This is a genomic window from bacterium, from assembly GCA_016873475.1.
In the GTDB taxonomy this organism is placed as follows: domain Bacteria; phylum Krumholzibacteriota; class Krumholzibacteriia; order JACNKJ01; family JACNKJ01; genus VGXI01.
The window spans coordinates 1-12,647 of the sequence record VGXI01000084.1 but is presented as its reverse complement, the minus strand read 5'-3'; the positions used below and the strand labels follow the sequence as shown (position 1 = coordinate 12,647).

The 12,647-nt window shown below is 70.6% G+C and carries 7 protein-coding genes; 2 read left to right on the top strand and 5 right to left on the bottom strand.

Translation table 11 applies throughout. From position 1 onward, the window contains the following. Positions 1-404: DNA-binding protein (locus FJ251_08450; protein ID MBM4117759.1), on the top strand; the 404-nt coding region annotated here is incomplete at its 5' end. A gap of 57 nt (positions 405-461) precedes the next feature. Here the strand turns inward: FJ251_08450 and FJ251_08445 are convergent. The 3 genes from FJ251_08445 to FJ251_08435 all read right to left on the bottom strand — a co-directional run bounded on the left by FJ251_08445 (position 462) and on the right by FJ251_08435 (position 4,991). After that, a complete protein-coding gene (locus FJ251_08445) occupies positions 462-947 on the bottom strand; it encodes a hypothetical protein (GenBank protein ID MBM4117758.1) in 486 nt (161 codons plus the stop codon). A 314-nt stretch (positions 948-1,261) separates the two neighbouring features. After that, entirely contained in the window at positions 1,262-3,115 is a 1,854-nt protein-coding gene (locus FJ251_08440) for an acyl-CoA dehydrogenase (protein MBM4117757.1), read from the bottom strand. 79 nt (positions 3,116-3,194) lie between these two features. Then, a complete protein-coding gene (locus tag FJ251_08435; GenBank protein MBM4117756.1) occupies positions 3,195-4,991 on the bottom strand; it encodes a DUF814 domain-containing protein in 1,797 nt (598 codons plus the stop codon). A gap of 2,066 nt (positions 4,992-7,057) precedes the next feature. Here FJ251_08435 and FJ251_08430 point away from each other — a divergent pair. Beyond that, complete coding sequence (locus FJ251_08430) at positions 7,058-8,965, top strand: OmpA family protein (protein ID MBM4117755.1); 1,908 nt, start codon at positions 7,058-7,060, stop codon at positions 8,963-8,965. Positions 8,966-9,100: 135 nt separating this feature from the next. Here FJ251_08430 and FJ251_08425 read toward each other — a convergent pair whose 3' ends face one another. Next, positions 9,101-10,867 (bottom strand): T9SS type A sorting domain-containing protein, encoded by a 1,767-nt coding sequence (locus tag FJ251_08425; GenBank protein MBM4117754.1) that lies wholly within the window; start codon positions 10,865-10,867, stop codon positions 9,101-9,103. Next, entirely contained in the window at positions 10,773-12,440 is a 1,668-nt protein-coding gene (locus FJ251_08420) for a hypothetical protein (protein ID MBM4117753.1), read from the bottom strand. The genes FJ251_08425 and FJ251_08420 overlap by 95 nt, the downstream gene beginning before the upstream one ends. Positions 12,441-12,647: the final 207 nt, after the last annotated feature.

The following is a 12,647-nucleotide window of genomic DNA, read 5'->3' as shown; positions in this document are numbered from 1 at the left end:
GGCGCTACCTCGTCCGCATTGATCGCGGCGAGGAGATCCTCGCCACCCTCACGCGCTTCCTGGCCGAAAAGGAGGTCCGCTGCGGCGCGCTCACCGGCATCGGCGCCGTGGACTCGCCCGAGCTGGGTCTCTTCACCATGGCGACCCGGGAGTACCGTCGCCGCCGCTTTGCGGGCGAGTACGAGATCGTCGCCCTCACGGGCAACGTGAGCACTCTCGCCGGCAAGCCCTTCGTCCACGCGCACGGGCTCTTCTCGGACGCCGACTGCCAGGTGGTGGGGGGCCACGTCTTCGAGGCCGTCGTGGGCGTCACCTGCGAGATCGACCTCGCGGTCTATCCCGGCGAGATGCAGCGGCATCCGGATCCGGTGACCGGACTCAACCTGCTGGACTTCCGCGCCTGAGCGCCGCGGCGCGCCACCCGCGCTGGGGGGCGCGCCGCCCTTCCGCTCCGCTGTCTTCTAGTAGTGCGCGCGGATCGCGCTGAAGGAGGGATTCTCCAGCCAGCGCGGCGGATCCGGAACGCCCGTCGCCCAGCCGCCGCAGGGGCTCTGGTCGACCAGGACCGGCCCCGCGCCCGCCGCGGGAATCACCAGCGGCAGCTCGGCCGCCAGGGGCGGCTCCTCGCCCGGGTAGACGGCGTACCAGACGCGCAGCAGGTACTCGCCGGGCGGGGGCGCCGCAAAGCTGAAGTGCAGATCGAACTCGCACATGCAGATGCAGTCCTCGCTGCCCGGCCCGCGGAGTTCGAAGAGGTCGACGACGCCGCCCGCCGTCTGCGTGTCGGCGGCGATCAGCCAGCAGCAGTTGTACTCGACGTCGATGTGCCAGACGTCGACGAGGCCATCCTCGCCGAGCTCAACCCAGATGGCTTCGGCAGCACAGGGGGAACTGGCGAGCAGGAGGAGAGCCAGTGCCAGGGCGAGACCGCAGAGCCCCCGCAGCATCCCAACACCTCCATCCCCTACATCCGGGCGGCCATTCGCCCTGGACACTGGTGACAAAAAAGATAGGCGGGGAAGGCCGCAGGGAACCTGTGGGAGGGAAGGCGGACCCTGGTTCGAGGCGGCGCGCCTCGCACTCGCGAGGCTCTGTTCCGTCGGCGCTGCTCCGTCCTTGGGAACCTCGGCGCCGGCCTCTTTGCCTTCCCGGGGACCCGTTCGCGCTGGGCTTCCCCGCCAAGGGAGGGGACCGCCCCCTCCCGAACACTTGGCCTGCCTTGGTTGGCTGCGAGGGGAGTATAGCCCGGTTTCGCGAGGCGTCAAACCCCGACCGCGAATTTTCCGGCCCCGCCCGCCAGCGGCCAGCGCTCGGGGGCGATCAGCACGTCGGCCACGCGGCGCCGCAGCGCTACCGCATCGATCGGCGTGTGCGCGACCGCGCGCCGATGCAGGGCGAGTCGTGCGGCAAGCGCTTCGCCCGCGTAGACCGCGGCCAGGGCTTCCTCGCCGCTCGCCGCGATGCGCGCAAGCCCGCCGCCGCAAGCCAGGCGCGTGAGATCCGCGGCGAAGGCCGTGGCGGCCGCGTTGCCTTGCGCCTCGATCTTCCGCGTGCGCAGGAGGCTCGACTCGATCGCGTAGGTCTCGGTCACCATGTCCGAGAGGAAGGCCAGCACTTCCTCGTGTTCCATCGGGTCCTTGATGTGCTCGCCGAGCACCTCGGCGACGGCGCCGAGGGCGAGCAGCGTGGCGCGCTTGGCCTGCGCCACCGCCTGTCGCTCGGGTTCGAGCTCGCCCGCCGCCGGAGCGGCCGCGGGCGCGCCGCTTGCCAGCTCGGCCGCGATCGCCCGCGCGTGCTCGTAGATCGGCAGCTGGTGCTTGGCGGCCCGCTTGAGCATGTCGCCGGCGATGATCAGGCGGTTGATCTCGTTCGTGCCCTCGAAGATGCGGTTGATGCGCGCGTCGCGATAGTAGCGCTCGGCCGGGTATTCCTGCGAGAAGCCGTAGCCGCCGTGGATCTGCACGCACTCGTCGGTGCAGTAGTCGAGCACCTCTGAGCCGTAGACCTTCACCATCGAGCACTCGGTCATGTACTCGCGAATGCCGAACTCGATCATCTGCGCGTCGAAATCGGGCGCCGCCTTGTCGAGCCCGGCGATGTTCTGGTCGATGTAGCCCGCCGTCCGGTAGACCATGCTCTGCGCGGCGTAGAGGCGCGCGGCCATCTCGCCGAGCTTGTGCTTGATGAGGCCGAACTCGGTGATCGGACGGCCGAACTGGTGGCGGCCGTTGCCGTAGCGCACCGCTTCGATCAGGGCCAGCTCGGCGCCGCCGATGGCGCCCGCGCCCAGCTTGAAGCGGCCGACGTTGAGGATGTTGATCGCGATCGCCGCCGCGCGGCCGATGCGGCCGAGCACGTTGGCGGCCGGCACGCGGGCATCCTCGAAGACGAGCGTGCGCGTCGAGGAGCCCTTGATGCCCATCTTCTTCTCTTCGTTCCCCGTGTGGAAACCCGGCGTGCCCTGCTCGACGATGAAGGCCGAGAAGCGATCGCGCCCGCCCGGGGCCTCGGCGGGCACCTGCGCGAAGACGACGAAGACGTCGGCGAAGCCCGCGTTGCTGATCCACATCTTCTCGCCGTTGAGGATGTAGTGGCTGCCGTCGGCGCTGAGCACCGCTTTCGTCCGCGCGTTCATCGCGTCCGAACCGCTGCCCGACTCGGTGAGCGCGTAGGCGGCGAGCAGCTCACCCGTCGCCAGGCGCGGCAGGTACTTCTCCTTCTGCGCGGGCGAGCCGAAGTAGACGATCGGCAGCGCGCCGATCCCCGTGTGCGCGCCGTGCGCGACCTGGAAGGAGCCGCTCGCCGCCAGCTTCTCGGCGACCAGCATGCCGACGCGCTTGGGGCAGGCCATGCCGCCGTAGGTCTCGGGGATGTCGAGCGCGAGCAATCCGAGCGCGCCGGCCTCCTTGAGCAGGGCGGGCATGACGCCTGCGGCCATCGACTCCAGCTCTGCCATGCGCGGCAGGATCGAACCCTGGACGAACTTCTCCACCAGCTCGCCGATCATCCGCTCGTCTGCGCTGAACTCCTCGGGCGTGAAGACCTGCGCCAGCGGATGCTCGCTGACCAGGAAGCTGCCGCCGAGGATCATCGCCGTCCTGCTCGTCGCCGCCATGGCCACCGTCCTTTCGCTGGCGCCGATGATAGTGGGGATCCCGCGCGCCCGTCCAGCCCCGAGCGCTCGCGCCGCGGCCTCAGGCCCCCGCGGCCGGCTCGGGCAGGCCGGGGCTCACGAAGAGCGTGCGCTCCCGCGTGCAGAGCGCCAGGCCCGGCTCGCCCTTGCGCGGCTTGCGCACGTAGCGTTTCTCCGTGTAGATCACGGGCACTGTGCCGCTGTGCCGCGCCTTGCTGTGGAAGGCGGCGATGGCCGCCGTCGCCTCGAGAACGGCCTTGGGCGGCGCGCCGTGGTGCCCGCCCGTGCGCAGGATGACATGGCTGCCCGCCGCGCCCGAGGCGTGGAACCAGAGATCGCGGCCTTCGGCCTCGCGGTGCGTCAGCTCGTCGTTCTCCCGGTTGTTGCGGCCGACCAGCACCTCCCAGCCGCCGGCGAGCGCGTAGCGCCGGAAGGCCCGCGCCGCGGGCTCGGGGCGCGCGCCGGGGCCAGGCCGGCGCAGGTCGAAGAGCGAGGCGGCGTGACCCAGGCGCAGCAGCTCCTGGCGCAGGGCGTCGATCTCGCCGAGATCGCGGCAGCGGCAACGGGCGAGGGTAGGCAGCCGCTCGCGGAGCATCTCCTCGTCCTCGACGACGCGGCGACGCACTTCCTCCAGGCGCAGCTCCACGGTCTGCAGGCCGCGCTCGCCCTTGGCCGCGCGCTGGTAGAGCCGGCCGAGGTTGTCCTGCGGGCTGCGCGCGGGGTCGAGCGGAATCCTGAGGCGGCGGCCGCTGCCGTGCACGTCCTCCAGCTCCACCGCGTCCAGGCCGCGGCGCAGTTCGTGCAAGTGCGCCGCGAGAGTGTCGTTTTGCTGGCGCAGGTCGCCCGCGGCCGCGGCGCGCTCCCAGTCGGCTTCCAGACGCTCGAGCAGGCGGCGGTTGCGCGCGAGGCGCTGCTCGAGCCCCTGGCGGAGAACCCCGACCAGCTCGGTCATCTGCAGGCGGGCCAGGCAGCCGCGGCCCATGAAGTTGAGCGCGCTCGGGTAGTCGGCGAAGGCGAAAAGGTCCTGCGCCTCCTGCTCGAGGCCCGCGCTCGCGGGGCCGGGCACGGCGAAAGGCAGGAGCCGGCAGGGCTGCCGGGCACCTGCCGGGAAGCTCAGCACGTGGATGCGCTCGCGGCCCTGCCGCACGCGCTCGAGCCAGCGGGCGAGGCGGCGGGCGAGGAGCGCGCCCGGTTCTTCGCGCGCGGGTCTCTCCTCGCTCAGGACGAGGTAGCGCACCGAGTCGGGCTTGAAGCCGCGCAGGCCCCGGCATTCCGCCTCCGCCAGGGGCGCCGCGCCGCCCTGGCGCACGCGCTCGAGCAGGGCCGGCGGCCAGGCCGCGAAGCCCTCTTCGGCAAGCGGCAGTTCTTGCCCGGGGCCGACGACGGGCAGCGCGGCCAGGGGGTAGTGGGCCCCGGGCTTGTGCTCGGGCCCGCCCTTACGGCTGGCCCGGATCACCCGCCCCTCCGGGTCGCAGAGCAGCAGGCGACCGCCCCCGAAGAACTCGACCATCAGCCATAAATGGTTGAAATCTTTGAAATTGCCTGCAGTGCTGAAGTCCAGGCGCAGGAGGCTCTGGCCCCGGATCGGGCCCCCGCCGAGGAAGCAGGCGCCCTCCAGGTGTGGCGGCAAGAAGCTGAAGTCATGCCGCTGGTCCTGGAACCGGATATGCTCGAATTCCTCGTGGAGCGTCGTGTCCAGGTGAAGCCCCTGCACGCCCTGGTGCAGGTGGAGCAGGAGCACCTGGGGACCCTCGAAGACCAGCGCCGCGACGGGACCGTTCCAGGTGAGGCGCTGCAGGCGGCGTCCCTGAAGCCGGTCGAGGAGCGGAGCGGCCATCAGGAGATTCGGGAAGTCCACGGGACCCTTCTCCCCGCTTCAGTCGCCGAGGGAAGCTGCCGAAACCCGGCAGAGCGGCCACGCTGGCCGCGGCGGGCGGAGGCGTCCGGCGCGGCGGCCGGAATCAGGAGAAGCTAGCACGGCATGAGAAGCACCGCAACCGGAGCCCCCGCCCTCGCCCGCTGGCTGGTCCGCGCCCTGCTGGCGCTGGCCCTGCTCGCGCTGCCCGCCCTCGCCGCGGCCCAGCTCGACAGCGACGGCGACCTCCTGGAAGACGCCGTCGAGAACGCCGCCGGCACCGACCCCTTCGATGCCGACAGCGACGACGACGGCGTGCAGGACGGCAGCGAGACGGCCTGGAGCGCCGACACCGACGGCGACGGCTTCATCAATGCCCTCGACCCCGACAGCGACGCCGACGGCCTCGGCGACGGCGAGGAGATCGCGCTCGGCACGAGCATGGTCCTCGCCGACACGGACGGCGACGGCCTCAGCGATTTCGAGGAGCTGGAGCTCTACCACACCAATCCGACCGCCTACGACACGGACGCCGAGGGGCTCAACGATGGCGAAGAGGTCACCTTCGGCAGCGACGGCCTGATCACCGATCCCTGGCGCGCGGACACGGACGGCGAGGGGCTCACCGACTACCAGGAGCGGCCGCTCGCGCAGGGCGGCTACGGCACCAATGCCACGCGCCCCGACACCGACAGCGACGGCCTCAGCGACTACGAGGAAGTCGTGGCGGGCCAGGACGGCTACCAGACCGATCCGCGCGCGGCAGACACCGACACCGACGGCCTCAGCGACGGCGCCGAGCTGCTGCACGGCACCAATCCCACCGACGAGGACACGGACGGCGACGGCATCGAGGACTACGCGGAGCTCTACACCTACGGCACGGACCCGCTGCAGAGCGACACCGACGCCGACGGCGTCAGCGACTGGGGCGAGATCCAGATCTATGGCACCGATCCCCGGCTCGGCGACACGGACGGCGACGGACTCGGCGACGGCGAGGAGCTCAGCGCCGGCTGGGACGGCTATCAGACCGATCCCCTCGATCCCGACACGGACGGCGACGGCCTCACCGACGGCCGCGAGGGCGAGCTGGGCACGAACCCGCTCCAGGTCGACTCGGACGGCGACGGTCTCACCGACGGCGACGAGGTCGCGGGCGGCACCAATCCCGCCGCTGCCGACACCGACGGCGACGGCCTGAACGACCGCGTCGAACTGCTCGCCGGCTTGCTACCGCTCGATCCCGACAGTGACGGCGACGGCCTGCTCGACGGCGACGAGCCCTCCTGGAATCTCGACACCGATGGCGACGGCGCGATCAACGCGCTCGATCCGGACAGCGACGGCGACGGCCTGGGCGACGGCCAGGAAGCCCCGCTGGGCGGCCACCCGCTGCTGCCCGACACGGACGCCGACGGCCTCGGCGACGCGCTCGAGGCCATCCTCGGCAGCTTTCTCGACGACGACGACAGCGACGACGACGGCGTCACCGACGACGTCGAGTGGGATCTCGGCACCGATCTGCTCGGCCGCGACAGCGACGGGGACGGCCTCGCCGACGGCCTCGAGCTGGGCCTGACGGCGCCGCAGGGCGGCGACACTGCGGCCGGCCACTTCACGGCCGACGCCGATCCGACGACGACGACCGACCCGCTGCTCGCCGACACGGACGGCGACGGCCTCGCCGACGGCTTCGAGGACGCCAACCGGAACGGCCGCCGCGAAGGCAACGACCCCACGGACGCCTTCAGCGACTGGGGCGCCGGCGGCGAGGTCGATCCGCTCGCGCTCGACACGGACGGCGACGGCCTCAGCGACGGGCTCGAGGTGGCCAGCGGCGAGGATCCGCTGCTGCCCTTCACGGCGCAGGATCTGGATTGGAGCACGGACAGCCTCGCCCTCGACGTGACGATCGGCACCCTGCTCAGCGACTCGCTGCAGCTCGTCAACACGAGCGCCCTGCTGAATCCGGATCCGACGGACGGCCCCGGTCGCGGGGACATCGAGGCGATCCGCATCGAGGCGGCGGACCTCTACAGCGACTCGGGTCGGCGGCTGCCCGCCGAATGGCTGCGCTTCCAGCCCGACCGCATCTACTTGCTCGCCAACGGGGTGGACAGCCTGGTGACGATCTCGGTGCTCCTGCCCGAGAACGCAAGCGCCGGCACCTTCCGCGGCGTCGTCACGGCGAGCGCCGCCGGCGGCGTGCCCTTCGCGCAGCTCCACCTGACGGTGAACGTCTCGGGCGGCGGCGCGCTCGAAGTGATTCCGAATCCGGTCTACGCCGACCGCAGCCCGAGCTGCCAGTTCAGCTTCCGCAGCGAGCCCGGGCTGGAGGTCGCGATCGACATCTACACGCTGGCGCTCGAGCAGGTCTGCCGCCTGCGCGGCGAGGGCATCTACACGGATTCGGAGATGCACACGGTAACCTGGGACCTCAGCAACGAGGCCGGGCGGCGCGTGGCGAGCGGCGTCTATCTCGCGGTGGCGCGCTTCACGCGGCCGGCGGGCGAGAGCGTCGAGCGGCGCAAGATCATGGTCGTGCACTAGGAGGGGCGATGAGCGACCGCCGTCAGAAGATCATTCTCGCGCTCTTCATCGTGCTCTTCTTCTTCCTGCTCGGGCTGTCCGAGCGCAAGGCCGAAGGCGCGGAGTTGAACGACGACGTCGGCTCGAGCCATTCGGTGGTGCACGCTGTGGGCCTCGACGCACGCGCGGCCGCGCTCGGCTTCGCGGTGACGGCCGTCGACATGGGCGCCGCGAACCTGGAGTACAACCCGGCGGGCGCGGCGCTCGCCCAGTCGCGCTATCTGTACCTCGGCCACGTCGACTGGGTGCTGGACACCAGCCTGAGCCAGGCGATCGCGCTGCTGCCGATGGCGGGCGAGAACGTGCTCGGCCTCGGCCTGCTCTACTTCGACGAGGGCACCGTCGACGAGGTGCTCGAGGACGGCACCTACACCGGCGAGCGCCTCGGCGCGCGCGACTTCCAGGCCAGCCTCGCGCTCGGGCACCGCTTCCCGCACGGCATCAGCGTGGGGGCGCGCTTCATGGCTTTCCACAAGACGCTCGGCTGGGAGCGCGCCGCGGGGATGATGGGGGATGTCGGCATTCTCAGTCCCGACCTGCGCGGCTTCCGGCTCGGCGCCGCGATCCAGGGCTTCGGCCCGCCCCTGCGCTTCCGCGAGATCGAGGATCCGGCGCCCCTGCGCTACCGCTTCGGCGTCGCGCACACGGCGACAGTCGAGCGCGATTTCCGCCTGCTCGCCTGTCTGGACTTCGTCATCCCGCGCGACAACTACAACGCCTTCCACGTGGGGACGGAGTGGGAATACCGCGAGCTGCTCGCCCTGCGCGTGGGCTACGTGCGCTCTTTGCTGGACGACGGCACGCCCGACAGCGATCGCTTCAGCTACGGCGCCGGCCTGCGCATCGGCGGCTGGGGCTTCGACTACGCCTACTCGCCGAAGGACGACTTCGACCCCGTCCACCGCTTCTCCGTGAACTTCGCGCTCGCCTCGCCGCCGCCCTTGCCGCCCGCGCCACCGGCGCCCATGGCGAGCGCGCAGGCGCCGGCGGACAGCGGCGTCGCTGTCGCTGTCGGTGTCGAGCCCCTGCCGCGGGTGACCGTGCTGCGCGGCATCAACTTCGACATCGCGAGCGCCGAGATCGGCCCGGAGAGCAAACCCCTCCTCACGACGATCTACGAGCGCCTGCTCCACACGCCACAGGTGGAGGCCGTGGAGATCCAGGGCCACACGGACAGCACCGGCGAAGCGGACTTCAACCGACGTCTCTCGCTCGAGCGCGCACGCGCCGTGCGCGAGTACTTCGTCTTGCAGGGCTATCCGGTGGACAAGCTCGGCGTGATGGGCTTCGGCGACACCGTGCCCGTGGTCGGCAACGACACCGCCGAGGGTCGGGCCGCCAACCGGCGCATCGAGCTGCACGTGATCCGCCGCGTCACCGAGTAGCGCGCGCCGGGCCGAATCCAACGACAGCAGGGCTGCGGCGATCCTCCTCCGCGCACCGCTTCACAGGTGCGCGTCAGAGGATCACCGCAGCCCGCCCGTTAGTGGGCGGGCCCGGCGCGCGCGACCGGGGCGGCGCTACCGCAACAGGACGAGCTTGCGCTCGGCCGTGAAGCCGCCGGCCGCGAAGCGCGCGAAGTAGACGCCCGAGGGCAGCGCGCGGCCGCCCTCGTCGTGGCCGTCCCAGTCCAGTGCGTGCTGGCCCGCCGGCAGGCGCTCGCCCGCGAGCAGGCGCCGGACCTGGCGGCCGCTCACGTCGAAGATCGTGAGGTCCACCGCCGCGGCGCGCGGCAGCGCGAAGCGGAGCGTGGTCTTCGGGTTGAAGGGGTTGGGCTGCGGCGGCGCGAAGGCGAAGGCGGCGGGTGCGGTCTCCTCGGCGGCCGTCGTGCCGCAGCCCCAGCCGAAGGCGCCCATCTGCAGGTGGCAGTCGTTGTTCGCGGGCAGGCAGGGGGACGCGGCGTCGAGCGTGTAGTCGCCGCCGGCGGCATCGCAGAAGAGCGGATCGACGCTGATGTTGCCGTTGAGGCCGGTCTGATCGGCCAAGGTGCCGCCGTAGTTGCCCCCCGGGTTGCCGAAGAGATCCGAACAGCTCAGGGCCGGACTGCTGGCGGCATCTGCCCAGAGCCCAACGCCCTCGTCGCTCAGGGCCACGATCACTTGCTCGATGGTCGGGGAGCTGCCGATGCAGTGGATGGCGCTAGGGCCATCATACTCGTCCCAGTCTTCCATGTAGCCGCTGTCGACGATGGTCACCCGGCGCAAGGTCCCCGCTGCGTTGTCGAACACGATCGAGCCGCCGATGTCCGAAGCATTCTCAGTGAACAAAACATCCTCGAGGAGCGGCGCGGCACCGTTGTAGACGCCCAACCCGCCGCCGCCATCGCGGGCCGTGTTCCCGCGGAAGACACAGCGCTTGAACGTGGGACTGCCACCACTGCAGGCGACCCCACCGCCCCCTCGCTCCGTGTAGCCGATTTCGGAGCCGGAGTCGTTTCCCTCGAAGAGGCAGTCCTCGAAGACCGTCGGGCCGCCGGTGATCACCCCGCCGCCGATGCCTTCCCAGCAAGAGCAGCCGCGCACCGTGACCTCGCGCAAGGTTGCGTTGCCACCCACCCTGATGCCGCCGCCGGATGCGCCGTACTCGGGATTGGACGTGTGGCAGTTCTCCACCAGCACGCGTTCGAGGACGGGCGCCCCGCCGTAAAGGGCAAGACCGCCGCGGTGCCAGCAGTCCCGCACCTCCGCGTCCTGCAGTAGCAGGGAGGAGCCGTCGGCGTAGAGCGCGCCGCCTCCGAAGTAGAAGCTGCCGCCGCCGAAGCCCTCCAGGTGCAGGTTGATCAGGCTGGGCGAGGCATCCTCGACGATCACTCCCGTGGGCGCGTAGTAGTGGTAGTTGTTGCGCAGGGTGAGGTCGCGCAGCACTGCCGCGCGCGTCTCGCCGTTCTCGAAGCGCAGCACCGGCACCCCGCTGTCCATGCAAGGGAGGATGGTGACCTCCGGCCCCGCGCCGGCGATGACGATGTCCTTGCCGCCGTAGTCGAGCTGCGTGTTGCCCGCCCCGAGGTAGAGCCCGGCGGCGAGCAGGATGCTGTCGCCGGGGTTGGCCGCCGCGATCGCCGCGGCGATGCTGGGGTAGTCGCCGGTGCCGGCGGCGTCGAGGTGGTAAGTGACCGCGTTCGCCTCGCTGGCCATCGCGACCAGCAGTGCTCCCAGCAGCTTGTGCATCCCGGCCTCCCTAGTGTGCGTTTTCCTACCTGAGCAGGACGAGCCTGCGCTCGGCCGTGAAGCCGCCGGCGGCGAAGCGCGCGAAGTAGACGCCCGAGGGCAGCGCGCGGCCGGACTCATCGCGGCCGTTCCAGTCCAGCGCGTGATGGCCAGCCGGTCGCTGCTCGCCTGCGAGCAGGCGGCGAACCTGGCGGCCGTTCACGTCGAAGATCACGAGGTCTACCGCCGCCGCCCGCGGCAGCGCGAAGCGGAGCGTGGCCTTCGGGTTGAAGGGGTTGGGCTGCGGCGGCGCGAAGGCGAAGGCGGCGGGCGCGGTCTCCTCGGCGGCCGTCGTGCCGCAGCCCCAGCCGAACGCGCCCATCTGCACGTGACAGTCGTTGTTCGCGGGCAGGCAGGGGGACGCGGCGTCGAGCGTGTAGTCGCCGCCGGGGGCGTCACAGAAGAGCGGATCGACGCTGATGTTGCCATTCAGGCCGATGATATTGCCCACCGTGCCACTCGTATGCCCGCCAGCATTGGCGAAGAAGTCCGAGCAGGCGACGTCGGCGCTTGCCGGTGCCGCCATGTGAAGGCCCGGTCCCTGGGCTGTTAAGGCGACAATACTGGCATTCAGCGAGAGTGAGCTGCTGCTCTGGCCGTAGATTGCCCCGGCGGGGGCATCGGGATCGTGCATCCCGAATACCCAGTCGGCGCCATTCTCAGCGAAGGTGAGGTTGTCGGCCAGTACGCTGCTACTCCGGAGATACAGCGCAGCGCCCCGCTCGGCGTGGTTGTCTGCGAACAGGATGGTGCTCAGCACGACGCCCTCGCAACCGTCTAACGAGATCGCACCACCCATGGCGCACATGTTGCCCCTGAAGACAGTTCGCTCGATCACCGGCGAGCATCCACCACAGGCGATCGCACCGCCGTAGCCCATATCCATTATCTCCGGATAGGCATAGTTGTCTTGGAAGAGACAATCGCGAAGGGTCGGGCTGGCGGCACCAGAGACGAGCAGAGCGCCGCCGAGGTAGCCGTAGACGCTGTTCTCGATGAAACTGACGCGCGTGAGTGCGGCGCCGCTGTTCCAGCAGTTCATTCCCCTGGAATCGCAATTCCTGATCGTCATGTCTTCGAGTTCTGGGGCACCGTCTTCGAGGTGGACTGCGGCAAACCCTTCGCAGTTCTGCAGGAGGATGTCCCGCAGAAGGGGACTGGAGTTGAGACAGCGGATGCCGGCTCCCGAGGGGCCAAAGTTCTCGCTGACGTTGCAGTCGATGATCTGGAGATCCTCGAGGGTCGGCGAAGCATCCTCGATGTTGATGCCACCCGAGGAAACGACGTATTCGCCGTAACCGTGGCAGATCGTGAACCCGCGGAGCAGCATCTGGCGGGTCTGGCCGCGAAGCGTGAAGCCGTGGCGCCAGCCGGATGGCAGGGAGAGATCGAGCACGGTCTGTGCGGAGCCGCCCGCGCCGATGATCGCGATGTCCTTCCCGTCGATGAGGAGGTCTCGATTGCCGGGTCCGGTGTAGATCCCGGGAGCGACGAGCACCGTGTCGCCCGTGACCGCCTGGTCGATGGCCGCCCGCAGGGTCGGCCAGTCGGCCGGGACCCGAATCGTCGCCGCGGGGAGCGCCCCCGCCGCGGCCGAAACCAGCAAGCATGCAAGGGCAAGCGCGCGCATCTTCTCCTCCCGCGCCGGAGACATCCCAATTCTAGACCGAATTACCCGAGAAATCCAGCGCGGACCGCGCGCAGCGCTTGCCCCGGCGCGCGCGGCGGGTGGAGCTCGCGCGGGTCGTGGGGCTGCTGAGGCCCTTCTGCGAGCGCCTGTGAAGCGGCGCGAGCGGGAGGGCCTCAGCAGCCCCGCCCTCTACTCGAATTTCACCCGCCGCTCGTCGCCGTCGATGATCTG

Bases quoted from the DNA above. Each gene is read 5' to 3' on its own strand.
- FJ251_08445 (MBM4117758.1), bottom strand. From the start codon at position 947: ATGCTGCGGGGGCTCTGCGGTCTCGCCCTGGCACTGGCTCTCCTCCTG.
- FJ251_08440 (MBM4117757.1), bottom strand. From the start codon at position 3,115: ATGGCGGCGACGAGCAGGACGGCGATGATCCTCGGCGGCAGCTTCCTG.
- FJ251_08430 (MBM4117755.1), top strand. From the start codon at position 7,058: ATGGCTGCGCTTCCAGCCCGACCGCATCTACTTGCTCGCCAACGGGGT.
- FJ251_08425 (MBM4117754.1), bottom strand. From the start codon at position 10,867: ATGAGTCCGGCCGCGCGCTGCCCTCGGGCGTCTACTTCGCGCGCTTCG.
- FJ251_08420 (MBM4117753.1), bottom strand. From the start codon at position 12,440: ATGTCTCCGGCGCGGGAGGAGAAGATGCGCGCGCTTGCCCTTGCATGC.